The sequence below is a fragment of the Gluconobacter sp. OJB genome, assembly GCF_039638275.1.
GTDB lineage: Bacteria > Pseudomonadota > Alphaproteobacteria > Acetobacterales > Acetobacteraceae > Gluconobacter > Gluconobacter cerevisiae.
In genome coordinates, this window is record NZ_JBDIWH010000001.1 from 1366663 (window position 1) to 1392504 (window position 25842).

The 25842-nt window shown below is 60.2% G+C and carries 23 protein-coding genes and 1 other RNA gene; 7 read left to right on the forward strand and 17 right to left on the reverse strand.

Annotated elements, in window-relative coordinates; translation table 11 throughout:
- Positions 1-144: 144 nt before the first annotated feature.
- From rpsA to aroA, 3 genes are all read right to left on the reverse strand, one after another.
- The gene (rpsA, locus tag ABDK74_RS06335) at positions 145-1857 is read right to left on the reverse strand and encodes a 30S ribosomal protein S1 (protein WP_194254051.1); all 1713 of its coding nucleotides are present in this window, start codon (positions 1855-1857) and stop codon (positions 145-147) included.
- A 255-nt stretch (positions 1858-2112) separates the two neighbouring features.
- Positions 2113-2754 carry a (d)CMP kinase gene (cmk, locus tag ABDK74_RS06340; protein ID WP_346003157.1) on the reverse strand — a complete coding sequence of 214 codons (642 nt, stop codon included), beginning with the start codon at positions 2752-2754 and terminating at the stop codon, positions 2113-2115.
- On the reverse strand, positions 2751-4079 hold the full coding sequence (aroA, locus tag ABDK74_RS06345; RefSeq protein ID WP_346004178.1) for a 3-phosphoshikimate 1-carboxyvinyltransferase: 1329 nt from the start codon (positions 4077-4079) through the stop codon (positions 2751-2753). The genes cmk and aroA overlap by 4 nt, the downstream gene beginning before the upstream one ends.
- Positions 4080-4240: 161 nt before the next feature.
- On the opposite strand from aroA, the gene ABDK74_RS06350 reads away from it, so the two are divergent.
- Positions 4241-4570, forward strand: coding sequence for a TIGR02300 family protein (locus tag ABDK74_RS06350; RefSeq protein ID WP_194253698.1), 330 nt, complete (start codon positions 4241-4243; stop codon positions 4568-4570).
- Positions 4542-5117 (forward strand): hypothetical protein, encoded by a 576-nt coding sequence (locus ABDK74_RS06355; protein ID WP_346003158.1) that lies wholly within the window; start codon positions 4542-4544, stop codon positions 5115-5117. Before ABDK74_RS06350 ends, ABDK74_RS06355 begins: the two co-directional genes overlap by 29 nt.
- Before the next feature lie 3 nt (positions 5118-5120).
- Here the strand turns inward: ABDK74_RS06355 and ABDK74_RS06360 are convergent, their stop codons facing one another.
- The 8 genes from ABDK74_RS06360 to ABDK74_RS06395 form a co-directional block, all read right to left on the reverse strand.
- Positions 5121-5876 (reverse strand): SDR family oxidoreductase, encoded by a 756-nt coding sequence (locus ABDK74_RS06360; RefSeq protein WP_346003159.1) that lies wholly within the window; start codon positions 5874-5876, stop codon positions 5121-5123.
- 2 nt (positions 5877-5878) lie between these two features.
- The gene (gene recR / locus ABDK74_RS06365; protein WP_346003160.1) at positions 5879-6475 is read right to left on the reverse strand and encodes a recombination mediator RecR; all 597 of its coding nucleotides are present in this window, start codon (positions 6473-6475) and stop codon (positions 5879-5881) included.
- 22 nt (positions 6476-6497) lie between these two features.
- Positions 6498-6821, reverse strand: a complete 324-nt coding sequence (locus ABDK74_RS06370) for a YbaB/EbfC family nucleoid-associated protein (RefSeq protein WP_346003161.1) — start codon at positions 6819-6821, stop codon at positions 6498-6500.
- 11 nt (positions 6822-6832) lie between these two features.
- Positions 6833-8788: a DNA polymerase III subunit gamma/tau gene (locus tag ABDK74_RS06375; protein WP_346003162.1), complete on the reverse strand. Its 1956-nt coding sequence runs from the start codon at positions 8786-8788 to the stop codon at positions 6833-6835.
- Positions 8789-8877: 89 nt separating this feature from the next.
- Positions 8878-8974: signal recognition particle sRNA small type (ffs, locus tag ABDK74_RS06380), an RNA gene on the reverse strand.
- A 74-nt stretch (positions 8975-9048) separates the two neighbouring features.
- Positions 9049-10848 carry a gamma-glutamyltransferase gene (gene ggt, locus ABDK74_RS06385; protein ID WP_346003163.1) on the reverse strand — a complete coding sequence of 600 codons (1800 nt, stop codon included), beginning with the start codon at positions 10846-10848 and terminating at the stop codon, positions 9049-9051.
- Positions 10845-11645, reverse strand: coding sequence for a type I methionyl aminopeptidase (map, locus tag ABDK74_RS06390; protein WP_194253704.1), 801 nt, complete (start codon positions 11643-11645; stop codon positions 10845-10847). The genes ggt and map overlap by 4 nt, the downstream gene beginning before the upstream one ends.
- Before the next feature lie 91 nt (positions 11646-11736).
- Positions 11737-12783, reverse strand: a complete 1047-nt coding sequence (locus ABDK74_RS06395) for a D-alanyl-D-alanine carboxypeptidase family protein (RefSeq protein ID WP_346003164.1) — start codon at positions 12781-12783, stop codon at positions 11737-11739.
- Positions 12784-13025: 242 nt separating this feature from the next.
- Here ABDK74_RS06395 and clpS point away from each other — a divergent pair, with 242 nt between their 5' ends.
- Complete coding sequence (clpS, locus tag ABDK74_RS06400) at positions 13026-13457, forward strand: ATP-dependent Clp protease adapter ClpS (RefSeq protein ID WP_346003165.1); 432 nt, start codon at positions 13026-13028, stop codon at positions 13455-13457.
- Between the two features lie 129 nt (positions 13458-13586).
- Positions 13587-15902: an ATP-dependent Clp protease ATP-binding subunit ClpA gene (clpA, locus tag ABDK74_RS06405; RefSeq protein WP_346003166.1), complete on the forward strand. Its 2316-nt coding sequence runs from the start codon at positions 13587-13589 to the stop codon at positions 15900-15902.
- Positions 15903-15957: 55 nt separating this feature from the next.
- Here the strand turns inward: clpA and ABDK74_RS06410 are convergent, their stop codons facing one another.
- Both ABDK74_RS06410 and ABDK74_RS06415 read right to left on the reverse strand, forming a co-directional pair.
- Positions 15958-16452 carry a hypothetical protein gene (locus tag ABDK74_RS06410; RefSeq protein ID WP_346003167.1) on the reverse strand — a complete coding sequence of 165 codons (495 nt, stop codon included), beginning with the start codon at positions 16450-16452 and terminating at the stop codon, positions 15958-15960.
- 123 nt (positions 16453-16575) lie between these two features.
- Entirely contained in the window at positions 16576-17277 is a 702-nt protein-coding gene (locus ABDK74_RS06415; RefSeq protein WP_346003168.1) for a polymer-forming cytoskeletal protein, read from the reverse strand.
- A gap of 318 nt (positions 17278-17595) precedes the next feature.
- On the opposite strand from ABDK74_RS06415, the gene ABDK74_RS06420 reads away from it, so the two are divergent.
- On the forward strand, positions 17596-18576 hold the full coding sequence (locus ABDK74_RS06420; protein WP_346003169.1) for an adenosine kinase: 981 nt from the start codon (positions 17596-17598) through the stop codon (positions 18574-18576).
- A 20-nt stretch (positions 18577-18596) separates the two neighbouring features.
- Here ABDK74_RS06420 and hpnK read toward each other — a convergent pair whose 3' ends face one another.
- The 4 genes from hpnK to ABDK74_RS06440 all read right to left on the reverse strand — a co-directional run bounded on the left by hpnK (position 18597) and on the right by ABDK74_RS06440 (position 22917).
- On the reverse strand, positions 18597-19433 hold the full coding sequence (hpnK, locus tag ABDK74_RS06425) for a hopanoid biosynthesis-associated protein HpnK (protein WP_346003170.1): 837 nt from the start codon (positions 19431-19433) through the stop codon (positions 18597-18599).
- 73 nt (positions 19434-19506) lie between these two features.
- Positions 19507-20931, reverse strand: coding sequence for a hopanoid biosynthesis associated radical SAM protein HpnJ (gene hpnJ, locus ABDK74_RS06430; protein WP_194253711.1), 1425 nt, complete (start codon positions 20929-20931; stop codon positions 19507-19509).
- Positions 20928-22139, reverse strand: coding sequence for a bacteriohopanetetrol glucosamine biosynthesis glycosyltransferase HpnI (gene hpnI, locus ABDK74_RS06435; RefSeq protein ID WP_346003171.1), 1212 nt, complete (start codon positions 22137-22139; stop codon positions 20928-20930). Before hpnI ends, hpnJ begins: the two co-directional genes overlap by 4 nt.
- Before the next feature lie 58 nt (positions 22140-22197).
- Entirely contained in the window at positions 22198-22917 is a 720-nt protein-coding gene (locus ABDK74_RS06440; RefSeq protein WP_346003172.1) for an ABC transporter substrate-binding protein, read from the reverse strand.
- Between the two features lie 274 nt (positions 22918-23191).
- Between ABDK74_RS06440 and hpnH the strand changes: the two genes are divergently transcribed.
- Complete coding sequence (hpnH, locus tag ABDK74_RS06445; protein WP_194253713.1) at positions 23192-24388, forward strand: adenosyl-hopene transferase HpnH; 1197 nt, start codon at positions 23192-23194, stop codon at positions 24386-24388.
- Positions 24389-24540: 152 nt separating this feature from the next.
- Positions 24541-25833: a hemolysin family protein gene (locus ABDK74_RS06450; protein ID WP_194253714.1), complete on the forward strand. Its 1293-nt coding sequence runs from the start codon at positions 24541-24543 to the stop codon at positions 25831-25833.
- Positions 25834-25842: the final 9 nt, after the last annotated feature.

Genomic DNA, 25842 nt, shown 5'->3' on the forward strand with positions numbered 1-25842 from the left:
CGCACCTTCTTGTGTAGCGGATGGCACGGCCAAGAAAAAGCCCACCAGAAAAGAATGCATTTTTAATAAAAAAAGGGCCGCCGAAGCGACCCTTTCTTATCCGACCGAAAGAGGAAACCCTCTCCGGTTCGCCAGAGCAGAGGCTCAGGCGTCCGTGTTACGACGACGGATGGCAGCACCCAGGATATCACCCAGGGACGCGCCGGAGTCAGAAGACCCGTACTCGTTGATAGCAGCCTTGTCTTCCTCGACCTCACGGCCGCGGATCGTCAGAGCCAGCTTGCGCGACGCACGGTCAACGGAGACGACCTTGGCGTCAACCTTCTCACCGACTGCGAAACGCTCCGGACGCTGCTCGGCCTTGTCACGGGCCAGTTCAGCGCGACGGATGAAGCCCTGCAGGACGTCATCGACCTTCACTTCGATCCCGTTGCTCTGGACAGCGGTCACGACGCAGGTCACGACAGCACCCTTCTGAACGCGGGACAGGGTGTCAGCTGCCGGATCTTCCTGAAGCTGCTTGATGCCCAGGGAGATACGCTCTTTCTCGGGATCCACATCGAGAACCTTGGCCTTGACGATCTGGCCCTTCTCGTAGTGCGCCATAGCGGCTTCGCCGGCTTCGTCCCAGGAAAGATCGGACATGTGAACCATGCCGTCGATGTCTGCGGAAAGACCAACGAACAGACCGAATTCGGTGATGTTGCGGATCTCGCCTTCGATGATCGAACCGACCTTGTGCTCTTCCTCGAACTGCTCCCACGGGTTGCGCTGAACCTGCTTGAGACCGAGGGAGATGCGACGCTTGGAGCTGTCCACATCCAGAACCATGACGTCGACTTCCTGCGAAGTGGCGACGATCTTGCCCGGATGGACGTTCTTCTTCGTCCAGGACATTTCGGAGACGTGCACCAGACCTTCGACGCCCGGCTCCAGCTCCACGAATGCACCGTAGTCGGTGATGTTCGTAACGCGACCCGTGAAGCGTGCTCCAGCCGGATACTTGATGGCGACGTTTTCCCAGGGGTCAGCTTCAAGCTGCTTCATGCCCAGGGAGATACGCTGCGTATCGGAGTTGAAGCGGATGACCTGCACGCGAACCGGCTGACCGATCTGCAGAGCTTCGGACGGGTGGTTGATGCGCTTCCAGGCGATGTCCGTGACATGCAGGAGGCCGTCAACGCCGCCGAGGTCAACGAACGCACCGTAATCGGTGATGTTCTTGACGACGCCGTCGAGAATCATGCCTTCCTTCAGGCCCTGGATCAGCTCGGAGCGCTGTTCCGCACGGGTCTCTTCGAGAACGGCACGACGCGAGACAACGATGTTGCCACGGGCGCGGTCCATCTTCAGGATCTGGAACGGCTGCGGCTGGCCCATCAGGGGTCCGACGTCACGAACCGGGCGGATGTCGACCTGGCTGCCCGGAAGGAACGCCATGGCGCCACCGAGGTCAACCGTGAAGCCGCCCTTGACGCGACCGTAGATCGTGCCGTTGACGCGCTGGTTGTTGCCGAATGCACGCTCCAGAGCGGTCCATGCCTCTTCGCGACGAGCCTTCTCGCGCGACAGGACGATGGAGCCGTCACGGTCTTCGTAACGCTCGACATAAAGTTCGACAACGTCGCCCGGCTTCACGTCCGGAGCTACGCCGGTCGGACCGAATTCCTTAAGGGAAACGCGGCCTTCGCTCTTGAGGCCGACATCAACGATGGCGAATTCGTCGGTCAGGCGGACAACGCGACCGGTGACGACGGAGCCGTCAAAGCCCGTGTCGCGGCCCAGGGTCTCGTCGAGGAGAGCTGCGAAATCTTCTTGAGCGCGCTCTGTCGTGTGGGTCTGAGTGGCTGAAGCCATGTAGATACGATATTCCCGGACGCCCGTTCCATTAGCGGAGCGGATGTCCACGTCTGCGCCAGATCCAGCAACGGACCGGACGTCTCCCCGCCGCCGATGAACGGTCAGATCGGGTTAATTGGCTGTTGGACCTGCCCGCCAGACGCGGGACAGACCACCCCCCTCCCCTTCGGGGTGAGCGATACGGTGCACCAACACCCTGCGAGGGCGCGGTGTCAATAAAAAAAGCCGTTTCCCGGCTGCCGTCGCGTCAGTTCAGCGGCGCGTGTGATGCAGGGCCACGATTTCGCAAGCCTTATCAAGAACCTCGGCAGCAGAAAGCCCGTCCGTCTCGATCAGGACAGCATCCGTAGCCTGAAGCAGCGGAGCCGTCTCCCGCGATGAATCGCGCGCGTCCCGCGCCACAATCTTGGACACGGCCGCGTCGAGTGCGGAGCCTTCCAACGGAGTCTCACCCGCGACCTGTCGGTGCCGACGCAGCGCGCGGGTGCGCGGAGACGCCGTGATGAAGAATTTCACGTCCGCATCCGGGAAAACGACAGTTCCGATATCGCGTCCGTCCACGACCGCTCCGGTTTCGGACGCGAAAACGCGCTGGCGATCCAGCAAGGCAGCGCGAACGGCAGGCTGCGCCGCCACGAGAGACGCCCCACGATCGATCTCAGGAACACGCAGATCACTCCGGGCCAGATCCTGCTGTTGCAGAGCCTGCGCTTCAACCGATGCGTCCCCAGCCGGGTCCAGCCCGGCATTCACCATCCGGCGTGCGACGGCACGATACAGCAGACCAGTGTCCAGATATGGCAGACCCAGTTTTGCGGCCAGAGCCTTGGCGAGCGTGCCTTTGCCCGCTGCCGCAGGACCGTCAACAGCGATGACCAGCGGACGAGCCGTCACGCCGTCAGCCCTGCGCCAAGAGCGTTCATCAGGTCCACGAAACCCGGGAAGCTGGTTTCGATGAACGCCGTATCGTCCACGTTCACAGGCTTCTGTGCGGCAAGACCAAGCACAACGGCGCTCATGGCCAAGCGATGGTCCATATGGGTCTGGACCATACCACCGCCGAGAGGACCGTGATGGCCTTTCACAATGAGATCGTCGCCGATCACTTCGGTCTCGGCACCGTTCACGTTCAGCAGGGCGACGGTGGAAGCCAGACGGTCGCTTTCCTTTACGCGCAACTCTTCCAGCCCCCGCAAACGGGATGCCCCTTCCGCGAAAGCGCAGGCCACGGCAAGAACCGGGTATTCGTCGATCATGGATGGCGCACGCTCGGGCGGAACGTCCACACCTTTAAGCTGGCTGTGACGGATATGCAGATCGCCAACCGGCTCTCCACCCTCCACACGCTCGTTCTCGATGGAGAGGGACGCCCCCATCTCGATCAGCGTCGTGAACAGCCCTGTCCGCAGCGGGTTGAGACCCACGCCTTCGATCCAGATATCCGAACCCGGCACCAGCAGAGCCGCGACAATCGGAAAAGCTGCCGAAGACGGATCTCCCGGAACAGTCACATCCCGTGCGGTCATAACGGCCGGCCCTGTCAGGGCGATTCGACGCCCACCCGCCTCAAGACGCGAGACATCCACTTCAACCCCGAAATGCCGAAGCATGTTTTCCGTATGATCGCGCGTAGCAACAGGCTCTTCCACGACCGTGGTGCCATGCGCATTCAGCCCCGCCAGAAGAATGGCAGACTTGACCTGCGCGGACGCGACCGGAAGGCGGTATTCAATCGGTTTCGCCTCTCCGGTACCACGAACAGCCATCGGCAGACGACCACCCTCACGGGTCAGAAACTCAGCGCCATTGGCCGCCAGAGGCGCAGTCACGCGGCGCATGGGGCGGGAGCGCAGCGAGGCGTCGCCCGTCATGACGCTATTGAACGCATGGGAGGACAGAATCCCCGACAGCAAGCGGGCCGCCGTGCCGGAATTGCCCATGTCCAGAACATCCGCAGGCTCGGTCAGAGCGCCCACGCCGCGACCCTCAATGGTCCACTCCGTTCCCTCGCGCGTGATGGTCGCGCCGAGCGCACGCATGGCATCGGCGGTCCGCAGCACGTCCTCACCTTCGAGCAGACCGGTCACACGGGTGCGGCCAGATGCGAGGGCGGCGAGCATCAGCGAACGGTGGCTGATGGATTTGTCACCCGGAACACGGGTGCGGCCGGAAAGTCCCTTTGGGGACGCGGAGACGGTCAGGGGGCGCGAGACTTGCATGATGATGTTCTCGCTGGGGTGCACCATGCCTGTCAATCACCTCGTGAGGGTGTAGTCATGCGCCTGAAAACTGTCAGGAATCATGCGATGGGATTTGACAGGACGCGCACAAGCTGGCATGGCCGCGTTCCTTATTCGAGGCATCAGCAGGTTCCCGCACAATGGCAAAACCCGAACTCGGTCTGAAACGGACATGCGTTGAATGCAACGCCCGCTTCTATGACCTGAACCGCGTCCCCGCGGTGTGCCCGAAATGCGGCACGACCCAGCCGGACGATTCCCGTCTCAAGCGTAGCGAAATTCCGCTGCCAGAAGAAAAAGATCCGAAGCCCCAGGCCAATGAGCATGAGGACGACGTGGATCTGGAAGTCGCCGATGACGAAGACGAGGACGATGTGATCGCCCCGGACGACGATCTGGACGATGACGACGACGATCTCAGCAACGACATCGAAGTCCCGAATGACAAGGACGACCGCGACGACAACTAAAGTTGTTGCAAAGCTCCTCTGTGCTGCTCTTCTGGCGGCACTGATGAACGGCTGCTCTGATCCGGAAGGCATCTTCGCCCCGGATAGCGCAGCCGTTCGCGCATTCAGGGCTCGGCTCGACAGCCATCCCAGCGCAACAGCGGTACTTCAGTCCCGCTGCCCGTCGGCGATCCGTGTGCTGCGCCTGAGCGTGGACCGTCCCGTGACGGAAGACATCCTGACACTGCTACAGGTTGCGGAAACCCATCAGGTCAACACGCGACATGTCCGGCTGCTCTGTGGTGAGACCGTACTCTCGGATGCCTGGAACTGGTATGTGCCGGAACGGCTTTCCCCAGCTATGAACACACTGCTGGAACAGACCGACACACCGTTCGGACGCGTTGTGCAGCAGACGGCATTCCGGCGCGAGAGACTTGAAACACGTTTCCCGGGGGAAGCCTCAGGCATCATTCTGGAAAACCGGGCACTTCTTCGTCGGGGTACCGATGACGCGCCGATTTCCCTCGTGGTGGAAGATTATCTTCCCGCAGCCCTCGGCCCCTGAACGTCAGGACGCCGGGGACCAGTTCAGATGCTGTCCGCCATCAAGCGCCAGCATCTGCCCGGTCACAGAAGGAAGCGCAAACAGCGCAAGTGCGGCCTGAGCAATTTCTTCCGGGGACGAGCCATGTTGCAGCGGTGTCCGGGCGCACATACTGTCGAAATGTTCCTGCGTCTGCCGCACGGCAGGAAGGACCGGACCGGGCCCGATGGCATTCACCCGGACCTGCGGCGCGAGCGCGAGTGCCATGGTCTGCGTCAGGGTCCATAATCCTGTACGAGACAGGGTGTAGCTGACGAAATGCGGCGTCAGGTTCCACACACGCTGATCCAGCATGTTCAGGATCAGGCCCTCGGCGTCCTCTGGAAGGGCCTGCGCCATGATCTGAGACAGTACAAACGGGGCACGAAGATTGGTTTCGAGATGCAGATCCCAGCTTTCGCGGGTGACGCTGCCCATCTCGTCCCGGATAAAAGCGGAGGCGTTATTGATGAGGACACCAACAGGACCAAGAGCCGACTGCGCGTTAGGCAACAGCGCCTCAACCTCGTCTTCACGGTGTAGATCCGCCTTTAGAACGCAGCCTTTACCACCAATCCGCTCCAGCAATTCTTCGGCCTCATGGGAACTGCCGCGACAATGGATAGCGACCGCAAACCCCTGCCCGGCCAACATTTCCACCAACGCGGCACCAATACGCCGGGCACTGCCCGTCACAAGAGCGACACGGGGAACACGCGAAGAAATCTGAAACGGTATCATACTCAGAGAGACCGCCGGGCCGTAAGCGCCGCAGCGAGCGTGCCATCATCCAGCACATCCAGCGCACCACCCATGGGCACACCATGCCCCACACGCGTGACACTCACACCTGTGGGGAGCAGACGCTCCTGAAGCCAATGGGCGGTGGTCGCCCCCTCAACAGTGGCGCTCAGGGCAAGAATGACTTCCCTCACCCCGCCCTCTTCAATCCGCTCGAACAACGGACGGACATTCAGATCGTCCGGCCCCAGCCCGGCCAGTGCGGACAGGGTCCCGCCCAGAACCTGATAGACCCCGCGATGCACACCCGCACGCTCCAGCGCCCAGAGATCACCCACGGTCTCGACTACACAGATCAGTCCCTGATCCCGTGCCGTATCCGTGCAGATATAGCACGGATCAACCGTATCAAGATTGCCGCATAAAACGCAGGTCTTCACGCTCGTGGCCGCACGCTCCATCAGATGGGCGAGCGGCAGCATCCGGCTTTCCGGCTGACGCAGAAGCGCCAGCGCGGCCCGACGGGCCGAGCGTGGCCCCAGCCCCGGCAGGCGCGCGAGCATGGTAATCAGTTGATCGATATCACCGTGGCCCATCATGGGCGTAATATCCCTACCCGGATCAGAACGGCAGCTTCAGACCTGCCGGAAGATCGAGACCACCCGTCACATCGCGCATGGCTTCGGAGCTTGCAGCTTCGGCCTTGGTCTTGGCGTCCGTATAGGCAGCAATAATCAGGTCCTGAAGCGTTTCGATATCTGTCGGATCAGCAAGCTGCGGATCAATTTTCAGGTCGCGCATTTCGCCCTTTCCCGTCAACGTGACCTTCACCAGCCCGGCGCCGGCGGAACCCTCAACCACAAGAGACGCCAGGTTGCTCTGGGCAGCTTCCATCTTGGCCTGCATCTGGCTGGCCTGCTTCATCAGTCCGGCAAGGTTCTTCATCGGTATGTCCTTCAGTTCAGGTTCAGGTCGTCTTCATCAAGAAAATCGGCATCCAGAGGCGCGAATTCCAGATCAGGCGGCTCATCATCGGTCAACGGCACGGTGATTTCGGGCGGCAGACCGTATTCATCAAGAGAGTGATCCTGAACTTCCCCGATCTTCGCACCGGGAAAAGCTTTCAGGATGGCCAGCACCAGCGGATGTTCCTCCACCGAGGCCTGATTGATCGCCACGGCCTCGGCACCCTGCTCGTCCAGCGTCGGATCGCCCGGAGCGCTTGAGGCGCTGATCCGCCACTGACCGGGATAGATACGGTCGAGCAGTTTCTGGAGCTGGCGTTCAAGACGGGCTTGCGGCTCTTCAACGCGGATCTGCACATCAGGCGGGGAAAAACGCACGAGATGGACGGCATTGCGGAGCATACCGTGCAGAACGGGCTCCCGCTCCCGCGCCACCATCGCCACCATCTCGCGCCATGTCCGGGGCGCTGGCGGAAGTTCAGGTTCGGGTTCAGGGTCCGAAACCGCTTCGGCATAACCGATGCCGGGCTCGAGAATCGTCCCACCATTCGCGACCAGTCGGACATGCGCCCGAGGTGCGGGGCCACCTGAGCCTTCGCTGACATTGGTCGAAGCGATACTGCTCACCGCACCCGATTGCGGAGCTGAAGGCGCCCCACCCGTTGGCGTGTGAGGCGATACCGGAAGGGACAGATCCTGCCCCCCTTCCGTCAATTGACGGATCAACCGGTCCGGCGTGGGCAGCAGGCTGGCATGACACAGACGGATCAACACCATTTCGGCCGCCTGACGACGATCCGGAGCCGTCTCGATTTCCTGCACACCCTTCAGCAGGATCTGCCATGCACGTCCCAGAACAGCATTGGACAGACGATCGGCCAGAGCCCCACCGCGTGTGCGCTCGGCTTCCGGCAGATCCCGGCCCTCTCGCAGGGACGGAATGGCCTTGAGACGCGAGATCAGATGAATCAGGTCCAGCAGATCCGCCAGCAGCACTCCCAAATCGGCACCCCGAGCATAGGCCTGATCGGTCAGGTCCAGCACCTCGGCAGGTTTGCCCGCCATGAGCGCGTCCAACAGATCGAACACCAGACCACGATCCGCCAGACCCAGCATATCGGCCACGGCGTCCGCATCGCTGGCCCCCTGCGCGATGGCCTGATCGAGAAGCGAAAGCCCGTCACGCACGGAGCCGTCCGCCGCACGGGCAATCAGAGCCAGCGCGTCTTCCGAAAGAGTCGCCCCTTCCTTCAACGCGATGTTGTGGAAATGCCCGGCCAGCAGAGACTGCGGAACACGGCGCAGATCGAAACGCTGGCAGCGGGACAGAACGGTGACCGGAACCTTGCGCAGTTCGGTCGTGGCGAAAATGAACGTGACCTGCGGCGGCGGCTCTTCAAGCGTCTTGAGCAGCGCATTGAAGGCATTGCGCGACAGCATGTGGACTTCATCGATGATGAAGACCTTCATGCGCGCCTGCATCGGACGAAAGCGCGTGGCTTCGATGATTTCGCGCACATCATCCACGCCCGTGCGGGAGGCGGCATCCATTTCCAGCACGTCAGGATGACGGTCCGCCAGAATGGCTGTGCAGTTGGCGCAGACACCGCAGGGATCGGCGGTCGGGCCACCATTGCCGTCCGGACCAATGCAGTTCAGGGCACGCGCGATGATGCGGGCGGTCGTCGTCTTGCCGACGCCACGCACGCCGGTCAGCATGAAGGCATGAGCCACACGCTTGAGCTCGAACGCGCGGCGCAGGATGCGGACGAGCGAATCCTGCCCGATCAGATCATCGAAAGTCTGCGGCCGGTACTTGCGGGCCAAAACGCGATAAGGCGTGGCCTCGGCAGGTGGTGGCGCAGGGATGTCCTGTGCTGGTGCGTCTCCAAAAAAACCGCCACCAGTGTCGGGCGGCAGAGGGAGATCGTCGTTTTCGTCAGTCATGGAAATGTCGAACCCTCAACACGGAGGATGGGACCGTCAGGAAACGGTCGGGACGCTGCACGAAACAGAGCGTCCGGTAACTGTGTGAGGTAGGAGGCCGGACATTCAACCCGGATAAAACTCACTGCGGCTGCTTCCTTCCGGACCTGACCGGGTTGGCAAGGTATCCGTCCAAAGCCGACCTCCCGGCGCTCTCCTAACACGGAGACAGGGGTATCTGACAACCCCCAATCATCAGAGAGCGCCCTCATTTTCGCGTCTTATTCGCCGACAGCCGCACCACCCATGTGCCGCGGGTCGGCCGCGCCATAGATCAGGCCATTTTTCGGAGCCGACAGGCTCGGATGCTCGGCCAAGATACCTTCAGCCGCACCCCAGGGCCGATGGGGTGACAGGGCGTAACCTTCAGCCTTGAGGGTTTGCATGGTCTCATCGGACAGTGCGCCCGGCTCAAGCTCAACAGCAGAAGGCTCCCACTGCTCATGAATTCGCGGCAGATCCACAGCCTGACGAATATCCAGACCGTAATCAATCACACCAATAATGGCGGACAGCGTGATCGTCGGGATACGTGAACCACCGGGGCTCCCGATTACCATGACAGTCTTTCCATCACGCGATACGATAGTCGGCGACATTGAAGACAGCGGCGTCTTGCCCGGTGCAATCGCATTCGCTTCCGAACCGACAATGCCAAACATGTTGGACGCACCAGGCTTGGACGAGAAATCGTCCATCTCGTCGTTCATCCAGATACCGGTATGACCACCCATCACACCTGCACCAAACCAGCCATTGAGCGTATAGGTTGCCGAAACGGCCGTTCCTTCGTGATCGAGCACAGAAAACTGCGTCGTCTCGTGCTTTTCCTGCGTGTCAGGGGCAGCCTGCGCGACAGGTGCGGGAAGCGCTTCCCCTGCCCTGAGCGTGCTGGATGCAAGAGCATGATCGGTCGGGATGCCCTGTCGGATCTGATAGGCGTAAGCCGGGTCGATCAGATGTTCGACAGGATTGTGGACGAAATCCGGATCGCCCAGATCGCGCCGATCGGAATAGGCATGCCGCATGGCTTCGACCTCGCGCTGTACGGCAGGCGCCGTATGCAGGCCAAGGGCGTGCATGTCATAGCCGGAGAGAATATTCAGGATTTCGCAGAGCGCAACGCCACCACCGCTCGGCGGCGGAGCCGTGTCGATCGTATAGCCCCGATAGGTGCAGCGGATCGGGTCAAGATGACGGATATGATAGTTCTGGAAATCGGAAAGCTGAAGAATCCCGCCGCCTTCTGTACTGGCGCGCACGATCTCTTTCGCGATCGGACCGTCATAGAACGCCTTCGGACCCTCTTTCGCGATCAGTTCCAGCGAGGACGCCAGATCCTTCTGCACCAGACGGTCGCCCGTCTGAAGCGGCGTACCATCAGGGCGCAGATAGAACGCGCGGGCATAGGGATCATGCTGGAAATAGCGCGTCGAGGTGTGCAGAAGATCCGCATCGCCCTGATTCAGAACGAAGCCATCCCGGGCCAGTGCGATCGCTGGCGCCATAACCTTGGCGCGCGGCAGATGTCCCCATTTCTGCAGAATGGAATCCAGCCCAGCGACCGTGCCCGGAATGGCAACGGCTTTCCAGCCTTCGGTGGACAGATTCGGAATGACCTTGCCTGAAGCGTCCTGATACATCGTAGCCGTAGCAGCAGCCGGGGCATGTTCACGGAAATCGATAAAAACCGTCTGGCCGGTTTTCAGGCGCAGGGTCATGAACCCGCCACCCCCGATATTTCCCGCTGCGGGATAGACCACCGCCAGAGCATAGCCTACGGCCACGGCCGCATCGACGGCATTACCACCCTGCGCGAGGATTTTCGCACCAGCATCGGAGGCAAGATGCTGCGCCGAAACCACCATGCCATGACGACCCGAAGTCAGCACACCGGCGCTCACCTGATCCGGACCGAAGGCCAGCGGGTCATGCGCCGAACTCAGCGCCTGCGGAGCCGCATTCGCGAGCGTCGTGCCGCTGATCAGGGCCGTGGCGAGAAGAAGCGAAAACGCTCTCATGCGGTCTCTCCATAAGGAGGCTTGGTGTAGCCTTTGGGGGACAGGGTGAAAATTTCGCAGCCATCAGCCGTCACGCCGACCTGATGCTCGAACTGGGCAGACAGGGTGCGGTCACGGGTTACGGCTGTCCAGCCGTCATCAAGAATTTTCACGTCCGGACGGCCGATATTCAGCATGGGTTCGATCGTGAACACCATGCCCTCCACAAGCTTCACACCCTCACCGGGGCGGCCATAATGCAGGACGTTCGGCTCGGCATGGAAATCCCGTCCGATGCCATGACCGCAGAAATCCCGCACGATGGAGAAACGGTTGGCTTCGGCATATTCCTGAATGGCATGTCCGATATCGCCAAGCGTTTTGCCGGGACGCACCTGAGCAATACCGCGCATCAGGGCCTCATAGGTCACATCGACCAGATTTTCGGCCTTCTTCGGCGCCTTGCCCACGACATACATGCGCGAACTGTCACCGTACCAGCCATCCAGAATGGAAGTGACATCAATATTCACGATGTCACCGTTGGACAACTTCTTCGGGCCGGGAATCCCGTGACACACGACATGGTTGATCGAAATACAGCAGGATTTCGGATAACCGCGATAGTTCAGCGGAGCGGGCGTCGCGCCATGGGCAAGCGTAAAATCGTGGATCAGCTGGTTCAGCTCTTCCGTGGTCACGCCGGGCTGCACATGGGGCGTGATCATATCCAGCGCCTCTGCCGTCAGACGGCCGACACGATGCAGATGTTTGAAATCGTCCTGATCGTAAAGAACGATGCCCCGTGCGTTATCCATACCTGCTGCCCGATCCTTCAATCTTCAAAAAGCCCGGACAAAATGCGTCTGTCCGGGCTGGATCGCAAGGCGGCAGGTCAGATTTTCAGAATCAGCTGTGCCGGGAACGCTTTTTGCGAGCGACAACATGGCGCACGCTGACCATGTGTACGGCTGCCCCATGATGGGAAATCCGTCCATAACGGCGCGGAGACGTCGGCGCGTCAGCAACCTCCATAGGTCGCGAGGACGCCAGCAGGAAACCGCGATGGAAGCGACCACGACGGCTGGCAGAGGCCATCAGGATGCCAGACGGTGCAGCAGGATGGAGCAGCGGCTGGGGTGCAACGCCTTCATCGGCAAAGCCTTTATCCAGCAGTGCCACCATTTCCATGGAACGGCGCGCATTGCTCGAAGAGCCCATGACTACGCCGATCAGGCGTACATTGCCGCGCTGAGCAGAGGTGATGAGATTGTGACCAGCCAGATCGGTATAGCCCGTCTTGAGACCATCAGCGCCCGCATAGATTTTCAGCATCGGGTCATGATTCGGAACCATACGGCGATGGAAATAGAAGGAGGGGACGTTGAAATAGTGATAATATTGCGGGAAATCCGCAATCAGATGCTGCGACAGCAGGGCCAGATCATGAGCCGTCGTGACCTGATCGGGATCGGGCAGACCGGACGCATTGCGGAAGGTCGTGTTGACCATTCCCAGAGCGCGAGCCTGCTGCGTCATAAGCTGGGCGAAGCGAACTTCATCCCCGCCGCCAAGAAATTCGCCCAGAGCGCAGGCGGCGTCATTGGCAGATTTCGTCACCAGTCCAAGAATGCCCTGCTCCACCGTCAGCTTCGTTCCCGGAACGAGACCAAGCTTGGACGGCGCCTGAATGGAGGCGTGGATGGAGACCGGAACCTGCTCATCCAGCGTAATCTGATGTGCTTCCAACGCGCGGAACGTCAGATAAAGCGTCATAAGCTTGGTCAGAGACGCCGGGTAACGTTGTAGCTCAGCGTCTGTCGCTGAAAGAACTGCACCGGTGCGAGCGTCCATTACAAAGCTTGAGACGTGCCCGGCATACTGTGCCTTGGCCGATCCCAGCCCCATGGCCGTCATAGCGCACAACAGAAAAGCTTTCTGGAACGGGAAACGCATTTACTGACAGCCTCTGAACGGAACGTCGTCTCGGGAAGAATTTCGGGCTCTGGAGCCACCTGTATGACAGGCAGTCTAGGCGCATTGAAAACTCCCCGTCCACCAGCTTTGGAGGACTTTCCTTAATTTTTCGTAAGCAGGGCGAAAAGAAGGCAGCATCGTGGCACCTGGCGCATAAAAACCTTATTTCAGGGGCTTGCAGCCCTTCTCAAGATCGAAATTCGCACCATATCATACCAGTCATGTCTTCTTGTGATCTTACCCCCTGTCTGAACGACCTCTCCGGTGTCGCTTTGTCGCGACTCCTATCTCGGATGGGGCCGGAGTCTCCCGAGTCCATTCCGCCTCACAGGCCGGACCAGAGAGACGGGGATCAGGACCTTGATGTCAGCGTGGTGGTGCGCCCCAGAACCCGGACGCGTAAACCCTCCATGTACAAGGTTCTGATGCTCAACGACGACTACACGCCCATGGAGTTCGTGGTGCATGTGCTGGAGCGTTTCTTCGCCAAAACTAGGGATGAGGCGACCTCCGTCATGCTTCAGGTTCATCAGCGCGGCGTCGGAGTCTGTGGGGTGTTCACCTATGAAGTGGCTGAAAGCAAGGTGACACAGGTGATGGATCTGGCACGCCAGAACCAGCACCCCCTTCAGTGCACGATCGAGAAAGACTGATCCGTCTGACAGGCAGAAAAGCCCGGGCGCAAGATAATTTCTTGTTGCCCTCTGCGTTTCTGACTGGCGTTACACGTTACTCCGCGACAAGATACCTTTCCTACGAGAGGTCGAGAGGAGCGCCATCACATGCTGTCCCGTACGCTCGAACAGACACTCCACCGCGCCCTGACATTCGCAGGTGACCGGCGTCACGAATATGCAACCCTCGAACATCTTCTGCTCGCGCTGACAGAAGACGATGATGCGCTGACGGTTTTCCGGGCCTGCGGCATCGATCTCGACAAGCTGCGTTCCGATCTGACGGACTTTCTGGACAAGGACCTGGCAGGACTGGCCGCGGAACGTCCAACGGAACCCAAGCCGACCGCAGCTTTCCAGCGCGTGATCCAGCGCGCGGCGATCCATGTTCAGAGCACGGGCCGCGACGAGGTTACGGGCGCGAATGTGCTTGTGGCTCTGTTCGCCGAGCGCGAAAGCCATGCCGTCTATTTCCTGCAATTGCAGGACATGACGCGGCTTGATGCGGTCAATTTCATTTCGCACGGCATTGCCAAAGCTCCCGATCGTGGCGCGGGGCGTCGTCCTGCTGCGGCTTCCAAAGACACATCCGAACGTGAGGAGCGTAAGGAAACAGCCAAAGAGGGCGCACTCGCGACCTATTGCGTCGATCTGAACGAACGTGCGCGTGAAGGGCGCATCGATCCGCTCATCGGCCGTGATCAGGAGATCGAGCGCACCATCCAGATCCTGTGCCGCCGCACGAAGAACAATCCGCTTTATGTGGGTGATCCGGGCGTCGGCAAGACGGCGATTGCCGAAGGTCTGGCCAAACGGATCGTGGAAGGCGAAGTACCGGACGTTCTGCTGAACAGCACGATCTACTCGCTGGACATGGGCTCTCTTCTGGCCGGAACGCGCTATCGCGGAGATTTCGAAGAGCGGCTGAAGGCCGTGGTGACGGAAATGGACCAGACCCCTGGCGCCATCCTTTTTATTGACGAAATCCACACCGTAATTGGCGCAGGTGCGACTTCGGGTGGGGCAATGGATGCCTCCAACCTGCTCAAGCCTGCTCTGGCTGCGGGGACGCTGCGCTGCATCGGCTCGACAACCTATAAAGAGTTCCGTCAGCATTTCGAGAAAGACCGGGCACTCGTCCGCCGCTTTCAGAAAATCGATGTGCCAGAGCCCTCGGTTGAAGACGCGATCAAAATTCTCCGCGGCTTGAAGGGCACATACGAAAAGCACCATAAGGTCCGCTACACGGAAGAAGCGCTTCGTGGTGCAGTCGAACTAGCGGCCAAGTACGTCCATGACCGCAAGCTGCCAGACAAGGCGATCGACGTGATCGACGAAGTTGGTGCTGCACGGATGCTTATCCCCGAGAACAAGCGCCGCAAAACCGTGACGCTGAAGGACGTGGAAGAGGCCATCGCCAAGATCGCCCGTATCCCGCCCAAGAGCGTTTCGGCCGACGACCGCGAGACCCTGCGCCATCTGGAACGGGATCTGCGGAACATGGTCTTCGGGCAGGACAAGGCGATCGACGCACTGGCTGCGGCGATCAAGCTGTCCCGTGCGGGGTTGCGCGATGCGGAAAAGCCGATCGGCAATTATCTGTTCTCCGGCCCCACGGGCGTCGGCAAGACGGAAGTCGCAAAGCAGCTTTCCAACTCGCTCGGGATCGAGCTGATCCGCTTCGACATGTCCGAATACATGGAGCGTCATTCGATCTCGCGTCTGATCGGTGCGCCTCCGGGCTATGTCGGGTTCGATCAGGGTGGCCTGCTGACGGATGCGATCGACCAGCATCCTCATGCGGTCCTGCTGCTGGACGAAATCGAGAAAGCCCATCCGGACCTGTTCAATGTTCTGCTTCAGGTCATGGATCATGGTCGCCTGACGGATCATAACGGCAAGGTTGTCGATTTCCGCAATGTGATCCTGATCATGACCACCAATGCGGGTGCAGCGGACCTGTCCAAGGAAGCGATCGGATTTGGACGGACGGTGCGGAGCGGCGAGGACGAAGAGGCTGTCAAACGCCTGTTCACGCCGGAGTTCCGCAACCGTCTGGATGCGATCATTCCCTTCGCCAACCTGACGCCGGAGACCGTAGGCCGCGTGGTCGAGAAGTTCGTGCTTCAGCTCGAAGCCCAGCTTGCCGACCGCCATGTGACGATCGAGATTTCCTCGAGCGCCAAGGAATGGCTTGCGGAGCGTGGGTATGACCGGCTGTACGGCGCGCGCCCACTGGGACGCGTTATTCAGGAGTACATCAAGAAGCCTCTGGCCGAAGAACTGCTCTTCGGACGACTGGCTCAGGGCGGTGCCGTCCGGATTGGTATGAAGAACGGCGCACTCGACTTCGATATTCTCGAAGGCGGAGAGGACGCCAAGGGCGAGGATGGCGCTTCGAAGAAAGACGAAGCGACAAGCTGAAGCCCTGCACTCAGGAGAAAGGCCCGGGAGACACTGTCTCGCCGGGCCTTTTTTATTACTGGTAGCGAGTGCCGTTCACCATGACATAGCCGGACCAAGGCCATTTGCGGCCTGTGCCATGATGCGTCCAGTCCACGCCCTGACGACGCAGACTGTCGTAATAGTAGCGACCCTGCACTTCGACCTTATCGCCCTTGCTGACCCAGGGCCATTGTGGCGCATTCATCTGGTCCAGATCGGAGACGATCCGGATGGAGATCCCCTGCCCGACCGACAGATAGAAATAGCCGTGCCAGCCGCTGCGGGTGCGTTTTGCTCTGGGGGAGACCGCCAGCACCTGTCCGCACAGATGCTCGGGCAGGTCGATGCCAGTCGGGCCGCTCTGTTCCAGCCCCTGCTGGTCGGCGAGAAATCGGGCATTATCACACTGTGCTGGCATGCCATGCGTGTTGTGGGAGGCAACATTCTGGCCGAAAAAGCCCTGAGCGGACGCAGCCAGCGGCGTACACAGCAATGCCGCACCAAGCATGGAGAGCAGACGGGATGTCATGAAGGGATTTTCTCCTGTCGGGGCGGCCCTGTCTGTAGCTTGACCGCCGTAAGATCTGGGCCAGACACAAAAAAGCCCGCCCCGAAGAGGGGACGGGCCTTTATGCTGATCCGCAATAACGGATCAGGGTGCTTCGCTGGCGCCTTCACCAGCCGCAGCCTCGGCCTTGGCGGCTTCGCTGACGGCCGGGCGTGCCGGTGCGCCATCCGTGATCATTTCGAGCTGGCCCGTGATCTGACCACCATCCTCGACCTGAAGACGACGGCACTTGACCTTGCCAATAAGGCGGCCGGTCGCACGGATCGTGAGGCTGCCATTGACGGTCAGGGTGCCGTCGATCGTGCCCGCCAGTTCCGCGTCCTCAACCTCGACGCCGCCCCGGAACACACCGCCATGCGTGACCTGAAGCTCGGCAGCATGGATCATGCTGGACTCGACCGTGCCTTCAACGACGAGGCGCTCGGCGTCCTGCACGGAGCCCTGAACGCTGATGCCACGACCGACGACCAGCGTACGACGCTCGGGACCGGTCTGGCGCGGTGCGCCCGGAACGGCGGCCACACCGGGGCGCGGTGCCCCTGCCGGCGTTACGCCCGTCGGAGAATTGGAAGACGGCGGTGCCGGGAAAGGGGTACGACCCATGGGCGCGGGGTCCTTCTGCTGGTTGGGCTGCTGGGCAGGTGGGGGACTGGAGGGCGATCCGGATCCTGACGCGGGAGCCGTCTGGCTGGGAGCGTCCGGCCGGTTGGGGAAAATGGGCTGACCTGCAAGTTTGCCGTTCTCGACAGGCTTGGAGTCATCTTCCGGTTTGCGTCTTCTGAACAAGGAAACCCCGCTGCGGATCTGGAAAAGAACACTCTAATTCTGTCTCGGACGTCTCCCCGACGATCCTTTGCGAGAACAGGGCGCTCGCAGACAGAACATTCGGGAGCCGGTCTTTCGACAAGGCTACACGCTCACGACCCGGCGGGACAAGACGCGCATTTCCATAAATGTGACGAAATCTCACGGATGAAAACGGCATCGGGTGAACCGGGAGTTGGCGTGAACCCAGAGGGGACCTATGATCGTGTTGATTTAATGGCGCAGTCTGCCCGTTAAATGTTTTTTTCTGAAGTTTTCAGCGACCTGACCGGAGTTCCAATGTCTGCACCCCAGCATGACCTTCTGTGTATCGGCAATGCCATCGTCGACGTTCTCGCCCCAGTGGGCCAGGACCTGATCGACGGGCTTGGCGCTGCTGCCGGGAGCATGACCCTGATCGACGCTGCCACGGCGCATGCCATCGAAAGCCGCGTGGATATCGAAAACGTGACAGGCGGCGGGTCCGGCGCCAACACGGCCGTCGTGGCGGCCCGCATGGGCGCAAAAGTGGCCTATCTCGGCAAGGTGACGGCTGACGAAGCTGGTGACCATTTCACGCGCGATATGCGCGAACAGGGTATTACCTTCCCATCCGAGCCGCTTCCGGCCGCTGACGGCACCCCGACAGCGCGCTGCATCGTTCTGGTGACGCCCGAAGGCCAGCGCACCATGTTCACCTATCTCGGCGCCTGCACGGAGTTCACGCCCGAGGACGTGCATGAATCCGTCGTGGCGGATGCGGCCATCACCTATCTGGAAGGCTATCTGTACGACAAGCCGCAGGCTCAGGAAGCGTTCGAACATGCTGCCCGCCTGGCCCGCAAGGCTGGCCGTCAGGTCGCTCTGACGCTGTCCGACACGTTCTGCGTGGAACGCCATCGCGCGGCCTTCCACGAGCTTGTGGCCGGCCATGTGGACATCCTGTTCGCCAACGAGGCCGAGCTTCTGGCCCTGTACGAAGTCACGGATTTCGAAGAAGCCATCACGCAGGTCTCCGCCGAAACAAAGCTGGCCGTCATCACACGTAGCGAAAAGGGTGCGGTCGTGATCGGCGAAGGTGAGCGCCATGACGTTCCGACCACGGAAGTGAAGGTCGTGGACACCACAGGCGCAGGCGATGCGTTCGCGGCTGGCTTCCTCGCCGGGCTGAGCAAGAAGCACGACCTCGTCACCTGCGCGAAGCTGGGCAATCAGGCTGCCGGTGAGATCATCACCCGTTACGGTGCCCGCCCGACCGAAACATTCACGCTGACGGCCTGAAACGTGCCGCTGGGCCGGTCTTAGAGATCGGCCCAGCCAATGCGAGCGACCCCATACTCGTCGAATGTCTCCCGCACAGCCGGGTCCAGAAGCGCGGCCAGTTCGCCCTCCTGCTCATACCCCGGCATGAAGCGCTTCATCATGGCGCCCTGAGCCGTGGCGGGGTGAAAATAGATTTCGCTCGTGCCCACCGGCAAACGCGGAATGAGATTGCGGATACGGTCCGGCATCATATGGCCGGACCAGCGCAGCCCGAAACACCAGTCATTGGTTTTCAGCCCCGCCTTGCGGATCTGGTGACGCAGCACGCCGATCCAGTGACGCAGAGCGCGGTCTCCCAACGTATCGTTGGCTTCAACAGGCTCCGGCGGTTCAAAGGGGGAGCGGACAGCCCGCACCCCATGTTTCAGACCGGACTCGATCAAAAAGCGCCCCACCGTCGGATGCAGATGCATGTGTTTGTGAGCATTGGCATGATCGAGCGTCAGCCCACTTGCCGCAAAGGCCCGAAACTGGGCTTCGATTTCGCGACGCAGGGCGCTCCGGGCCTGCGGACTGAAGAAATACTCCACACCCAAACGAAGCTGATTCCGTCCAAACCACCCCTGCTCGTCCGTAATGGCGGGCAGATCAAGCACGGACTTGCCCTCGATCGCCACAACATGCAGCCCGACCCTCAGATCCGGCATCGTCTTCGCCCGGCGGATGGCATCTTCGGCGGCATCCCCGGCGACCATCAGACTGGCCGTGGACAGGATGCCGTTGCGATGGGCCTGTTCGATAGCCTCGTTGACTTCGAGGCTCATGCCGAAATCATCGGCAGAAACGATGGCGCGGCGCAGGGAACTGGATGTCATGGCGGATCTCACAAAAAAGGGGCCATGACATGCGCCATGACCCCTGAAAAATAATACGTCAGGCGCGCACCGCTCAGGCGGCGTGACGGTCCTTGAGGAACTGGAAGAACTCCACACCTTCACGCAGACGACGCTTCATCATCTGCGGGCTGCGGATCATCTCGTTGACGATGGAAGCGATCTTGGAGCCGCGGAAGTAGAACTTGCGATAGAACTCCTCGACGCTCTCGAAGATTTCCGTATGCGACAGATGCGGGTAATGCAGCGGGGCGATCTGCACACCACTCTCATCAATCAGTTCAGCTTCCGCCTCGTTCAGCCAGCCATTTTCCGTAGCCTGCTTGTGCAGGAACGTGCCGGGATACGGCGCGGCCAGAGAAACCTGCAGGGTATGCGGGTTGATCTCTTTGGCGAACTGGATCGTCTCCTGAATGGTCTCCTTCGTCTCGCCCGGCAGGCCGACGATGAAGGTGCCGTGGATCTTGATGCCCAGCTTGTGGCAGTTGCGTGTGAATTCCTTGGCCGTCTCGACCAGCATGCCCTTCTTGATGTTGTGAAGGATCTGCTGGTTGCCGCTCTCGTAACCAACCAGCAGCAGGCGCAGGCCGTTTTCCTTGAGAACCTTCAAGGTGTCATAAGGGACATTCGCCTTGGCATTGCAGGACCATGTCACGCCGAGCTTGCCCATTTCGCGGGCAATGGCTTCGGCGCGGGGCAGGTCGTCCGTGAAGGTGTCATCATCGAACATGAATTCCTGCACTTCAGGGAAGTACTGCTTGGCCAGACGCACTTCGGCAGCCACGTGCTCGGGGCTGCGTGTCCGGTAGCGATGTCCGCCGACTGTCTGCGGCCACAGACAGAACGTGCAGCGCGACTTGCAGCCACGGCCCGTATAGATCGAGATGTAGGGGTGCTTCAGATAGCCGATGAAGTAGTCGTTGATGTTGAGGTCACGCTTGTAGACCTCGGTCACGAACGGCAGGCTGTCCATGTCCTCGATCATCGCGCGCTCTTTGTTCGCGACGATCTCGCCCTTCTCGTTACGCCAAGTGATACCGTCCACTTCCGCGAGCGGCTTGCCTTCGGCGATTTCCTTGATGGTGAAATCGAATTCGTTGCGGGCCACGAAATCGATCGGGGCGCCCTTCTCCATGCTTTCGTTCGGCTGGACGGCAACCTTCGCGCCGACCATACCGATCATGATCTTCGGATTGGCATCCTTGATCATCTGCGCAACGCGAACGTCGGAAGCGAAGGACGGCGTGGACGTATGGATGACAACGAGGTCACGATTCTTCACGTCTTCGAGGATGGGGTCCATGCCCATCTTGGCCGGCGGGGCATCGATCAGGCGCGATCCGGGAACGAGAGCAGCCGGCTGGGCCAGCCACGTCGGAAACCAGAAAGACTTGATCTCGCGCTTCGCCTGGTAGCGGGAGCCCGCGCCACCGTCGAAGCCGTCAAAGGAGGGAGGCTGGAGAAAAAGGGTTCTCATCATGATCGGACACTCTTTCGGGTGGCGCCGGCCTGGAGCGAGGGGGCGCAGGACACGGAATTACGTTTTCTTCGGGCGATATGGACCGTTCTGCCCCGCCATGCAACGCGCGATCCGCGGGCACTGCCCACCATAATGGCCGCAGAAAGCCAGTCACGAATGACCAGAAGCGGGATTACACTTGGAAGCGGACAGTCCGTGGCACGGTCCATGATGCGGCTTCCAATGGCGCGTAACAGCCATGTTAGAAGCAGCAGGAGCCATGTCCACCAGGCATTCGGGCGGAACAGTACGGCCGTTACCGCCCAGAACAGGGGAAGCTGGATGGACGACAGGCCATAGCCGACCGGAGCGACATTCTTGACGGTGCGTCCCCAACGCAGCTCATGAGCCAGCAGCTCACCAAGCGAATGTTCACCCACGGTCGTATGAGTCAGCGTGGGCGCAATGACGATGTTTTCGCCCCGCGCCCGGATGAGCTGTCCCAGCTCTGCGTCATCAGCCACATGATCGACCAGCGCCTCAAGGCCACCGATCTCTTCAAGGGTTTTACGGCGCAGGGCCATCGTGGCCCCCAGACAGTCCTGACGCCCCAGAAAACGGGACATCATCACGCCGGGCAGGAAATTATGATTGATCTGGCAGGCACCGAGTTGCTGGACAAGCGTCCCGGCAGCAGGACGACCAGCATATAAAGTAGTGACCAGACCAGTCCCCTGCTCTTCCAGACTCGTCACGACATGACGAAGATAGCCGGGGCTCGCATGAATATCGGAGTCGGAAATCACGATAATGTCATGACGGACCTTCCCGTACATGTTCATCAGATTCCCGACCTTGCGGTTCGGACCATATTCACGCGGATCGATCACCACGCTGACCGGAACCTGCGGATGACGCACCCGGAGTCGTTCGATAACGGCCAGTGCAGTATCTTCCGCGTCCTGCACGCCAAAGACGATCTGGAAGTCTGGATAATCCTGCGTAAAGACGCTTTCCAGCGCATCTTCCAGCAACGGCTCATTACCGTGCAGGGGCTTCATGACCGTGACAAAAGGCCATGTCCGATCCGACAGACACAGCGCCTCATCGGCATGACGCTCCGTGCGACGGAACCGGGCGAGCAGGAGGGCGCCCGTCAGCGCCTGTAGATTTCCAGCGGCTGAAACAAGGGCACAGACGCTGGCTGCGATGGTAAGAGGTAAGGGCACGACGGTGTTCTAGCCTTCCCGAACGCTTTTGGGAAAGACTGCCGTCGCAGGACCGGACTCAGTCATGCAGGAAATGGGCAGTCTTGCTGTCCAGATGATCCGCCAGACCGTTGGCGCCGCCCTGACTCAGAGCCCCTCCGAAATCGGAACGCTGGGCAGCGACCTGACTGATATGAGCGTTCAGCAGAACGTCCGTAATCCGCCAACCCGATGCACTGTTCGTCATGATGTAGTCGATGGGCACGGCATTGCCCCCATCAGTGCCGCCGATCGTCGTATCGACAATCACGCCACCAGTCGGGTTCGGGCGCGTCTGTGGGGAAACGGTGAAGGCCGCCTGCGCCTGAGGCTTAAAGGACGCGGCATAGTGCGCGATCGTGAATTGACGGAACGAACCCAGCAGACGCGCACGGTCCGAGGGGCTCAGACTGTTGTAACGCACGCCGACCGAACGGCGGAGAATCGCTTCCAGATCAAAGGCATGATCCACGGCAGGAGCGATCATCGCTGCACGCTGCTGGGCGGTTTTCCCGGTCTTCTGGGCAGCCTTCAGAGCGTCATACAGAGCTGCGACAGGCGCCACGGCAGCGGCGGAATCCGCTGGCATCGCCACATCCGTTGCATCAGCTAAAGCTGCCGGAGAGAGAGCCGTCAACGCAACAGGCCCCGTCAGGAGGCAGGCAGACAGAAGAGACAGAGTCATTTTCGGGGAAAAACGGCAAATCATGATCGTACTTTCGTCCTGGTAGACAATTCCGGGCATAGAGATCAGGTTCATGACACATTGTATCAAGTTCCCTGTATCAGGTTCTGGCATCCATAAAGCCATCTGTGCTCGATTAGCCACAGGGCCGGTACGAATTATGCCGTCTGACATTGAGGCGAACACGACAATGGGTCTATAGGCAGTCAATCTAATGCCCGATGGTTCTTCACGTTTTCCGGTTTTCAGAACCGGGACAGAAAATGAAGGCCACGGGCCATCCACGATGTGCAAGGCCCCGGGCGCCCTGATGGACGCATTTTCCGGAGGCTAGAACCAGAGGATTATAATGGCCGTTCCTTTGATGCAGGCTGTCCGAGTCGGACGGTACGTTGTCAAGCAGCACCTCACGGGCCGCAAGCGATATCCGCTGGTCCTGATGCTCGAACCGCTGTTCCGTTGCAATCTGGCGTGCGCCGGTTGCGGCAAGATCGACTATCCCGCGCAGATACTGAACCAGCGTCTCAGCCTTCAGGAATGCCTGGATGCCGACACGGAAGCCGGTGCCCCTGTCATTGCAATCGCCGGTGGTGAACCCCTCCTGCACAAGGAAATGCCCCAGATCGTCAAAGGTTTGATCGGGCGGAAAAAATACGTCTATCTGTGCACGAACGGCCTGCTGCTGGAGAAGAAGCTCGACGATTACGAGCCCTCCCCGTTCTTCTCCTGGGACGTGCATCTTGATGGCGATCAGGTGATGCATGACTCGTCAGTGTGTCAGGACGGCGTATACGACCGTGCCGTAGCGGCCATCCGCCTTGCGAAATCCCGCGGCTTCCGCGTCTCGATCAACTGCACTGTTTTTGACGGAGCCGTTCCCGAGCGTCTCGCAGCCTTCTTTGATGAAGTCATGGCTCTGGGCGTTGACGGCATCATGACGGCTCCGGGCTACGCCTATGAGCGCGCCCCGGATCAGGAGCACTTCCTGAACCGCCAGAAGACGAAGCAGCTTTTCCGCGACGTTTTCCGCCTCGGAAAAGGCAAGAAGTGGCGCTTCACGCAGTCCCCGCTGTTCCTGAACTTCCTGGCGGGCAATGAGAACTACCATTGCACGCCCTGGGGCAAGCCGCTGCGCACGGTCTTTGGTTGGCAGCGTCCCTGCTATCTGCTGGGCGAAGGCTATGCCAAGACCTTCAAGGAGCTGATGGACGACACGGCCTGGGAGCAGTACGGCACAGGCGCATACGAGAAATGCGCCGACTGCATGGTGCATTCCGGTTACGAGTCCACCGCCGTCATGGATGCTGTCGCGCGTCCCTGGCATATCGCCAAGGTGGCTCTGTTCGGACCAGAAACCGAAAAGCCGATGGTTCCGGAGATCTCACTCGCCAACCAGCGCCCTGCCGAATACGGCTACGAAGAGCAGGTCCAGCAGCAGATGGAACGCATCTCCACAGGTGCGAAGCCAGCCCGTGGCCCGCGCGTCCGCGTCAATGGCCGCCCCGCAGCCAATACAGTTTCTGAAGCTGCCGACGCAGCAGACTGAGAACGGATCTTCTTTAAATCCGCATAAAAACCGGCTCCCTGTGAGCCGGTTTTTTTGTAACCACAGCTTCGCATCTACCGTGGCCGAATGAAGGGCATGGTATCCGTCAGTCGTCCTGTTATGATCGGGCTATTCATTATTCCGGCCGGACCATGCTGACCCCTATTCTTGTTATCTGCCTGCTCATTTTCCTCAATGCCGTGTTTGCCATGGGAGAAATGGCACTCATTTCAGCAAAACGGCCACGGCTTGAGGTTCTTGCCAAGCAGGGAGTCCGGGGCGCTACAACCGCTATCCGGCTGGCAGAAGATCCACACAGCTTTCTACCGACCGTTCAGGTCGGCATGACGCTTGTTTCGATTCTTGAAGGTACGTTTGGCGGCAGCCAGATGGAAGGTACCGTCACTCCCTGGATTGCGGACATTCCTTCGCTGCGTCCGATTGCCAGCGAAATCTCGATGGTTCTCGTCGTCGCAATCATCACCTTTGCCATGTTGGTTTTCGGTGAACTGATCCCCAAACAGATTGCACTGCAACGCCCGGAAGCCATTGCCTCACGTCTGGCGTGGCTTCTGGTCGGCGTCGCGCGTGTCGCACAGCCAATCGTCTGGCTGCTGAGCGGCACATCCTCGCTGGTGCTCCGCATGCTCCGGATCGGCCCTCTGACGCGCGCGGCTGTCACGGAAGAAGAGCTGAAAGCTGTTCTGGCCGAAGGTGCACGGGCTGGCGTGCTCGAAACCGACGAACAGGCCATGATCGAACGCCTCCTGCGTCTGGCGGACCGCCCGGTGAGAGCGATCATGACGCCGCGCAATGAGCTCTTCTGGATCGACAGGCATGCAGATCAGGAAACACTGGTCCGCAAATTGCGTCAGACTTCCTACGCCCGGATTGTGGTTTGTGAGGGAGATGTCGACCACCCTGTCGGCGTTATTCTTGCCAAGGACATCATGGATCGGCTGCTCCTGAAACTACCGGTTTCCGTGGATGCTGTCCTGCGTGAGCCTCCCGTTATTCCGGACAGCCTCAGCGCACAGGACATGATCGAGCGTATGCGCGGGGTCAATCTAGGAATTACGTTCGTTCTGGACGAATACGGTTCGTTCGAAGGAATCGTCACGCCGTCGGATGTTCTGGAAGCAATCGTTGGCGAAGAAAAAACGGAGTCGTCTTCGTCTGAACTACAGGCGGCCGAAGGCGAAGACGATTATGTCTTTGAAGGCTTCATGCCTGCGGATGAATTACGCTCGCGCCTCAACCTTCCGGAGCTTCCCGGCGCTGGAGGATACCACACTCTTGGCGGTGTTATGCTGGCGCTTCTCAGGCGCGTTCCTGCGCGGGGAGACAAGGTCGCGTTCGGCGGATGGCTGTTCGAAGTTCTGGAAATGGACCGCCGACGCGTTGGAAAGGTTAAGGTCAGCCGACAAATTCTTGCCGAGGACTGACCTGGCGGT

Bases quoted from the DNA above. Each gene is read 5' to 3' on its own strand.
- hpnH (WP_194253713.1), top strand. From the start codon at position 23,192: ATGGCCGTTCCTTTGATGCAGGCTGTCCGAGTCGGACGGTACGTTGTC.
- ABDK74_RS06360 (WP_346003159.1), bottom strand. From the start codon at position 5,876: ATGATACCGTTTCAGATTTCTTCGCGTGTTCCCCGTGTCGCTCTTGTG.
- clpS (WP_346003165.1), top strand. From the start codon at position 13,026: ATGTCTTCTTGTGATCTTACCCCCTGTCTGAACGACCTCTCCGGTGTC.
- rpsA (WP_194254051.1), bottom strand. From the start codon at position 1,857: ATGGCTTCAGCCACTCAGACCCACACGACAGAGCGCGCTCAAGAAGAT.
- hpnK (WP_346003170.1), bottom strand. From the start codon at position 19,433: ATGACATCCAGTTCCCTGCGCCGCGCCATCGTTTCTGCCGATGATTTC.
- ABDK74_RS06370 (WP_346003161.1), bottom strand. From the start codon at position 6,821: ATGAAGAACCTTGCCGGACTGATGAAGCAGGCCAGCCAGATGCAGGCC.
- ABDK74_RS06355 (WP_346003158.1), top strand. From the start codon at position 4,542: ATGACAAGGACGACCGCGACGACAACTAAAGTTGTTGCAAAGCTCCTC.
- ggt (WP_346003163.1), bottom strand. From the start codon at position 10,848: ATGAGAGCGTTTTCGCTTCTTCTCGCCACGGCCCTGATCAGCGGCACG.
- ABDK74_RS06450 (WP_194253714.1), top strand. From the start codon at position 24,541: ATGCTGACCCCTATTCTTGTTATCTGCCTGCTCATTTTCCTCAATGCC.
- ABDK74_RS06375 (WP_346003162.1), bottom strand. From the start codon at position 8,788: ATGACTGACGAAAACGACGATCTCCCTCTGCCGCCCGACACTGGTGGC.
- ABDK74_RS06350 (WP_194253698.1), top strand. From the start codon at position 4,241: ATGGCAAAACCCGAACTCGGTCTGAAACGGACATGCGTTGAATGCAAC.
- map (WP_194253704.1), bottom strand. From the start codon at position 11,645: ATGGATAACGCACGGGGCATCGTTCTTTACGATCAGGACGATTTCAAA.
- ABDK74_RS06395 (WP_346003164.1), bottom strand. From the start codon at position 12,783: ATGCGTTTCCCGTTCCAGAAAGCTTTTCTGTTGTGCGCTATGACGGCC.
- ABDK74_RS06440 (WP_346003172.1), bottom strand. From the start codon at position 22,917: ATGAACCTGATCTCTATGCCCGGAATTGTCTACCAGGACGAAAGTACG.
- recR (WP_346003160.1), bottom strand. From the start codon at position 6,475: ATGATGGGCCACGGTGATATCGATCAACTGATTACCATGCTCGCGCGC.
- hpnJ (WP_194253711.1), bottom strand. From the start codon at position 20,931: ATGATGAGAACCCTTTTTCTCCAGCCTCCCTCCTTTGACGGCTTCGAC.
- clpA (WP_346003166.1), top strand. From the start codon at position 13,587: ATGCTGTCCCGTACGCTCGAACAGACACTCCACCGCGCCCTGACATTC.
- ABDK74_RS06410 (WP_346003167.1), bottom strand. From the start codon at position 16,452: ATGACATCCCGTCTGCTCTCCATGCTTGGTGCGGCATTGCTGTGTACG.
- ABDK74_RS06420 (WP_346003169.1), top strand. From the start codon at position 17,596: ATGTCTGCACCCCAGCATGACCTTCTGTGTATCGGCAATGCCATCGTC.
- aroA (WP_346004178.1), bottom strand. From the start codon at position 4,079: ATGCAAGTCTCGCGCCCCCTGACCGTCTCCGCGTCCCCAAAGGGACTT.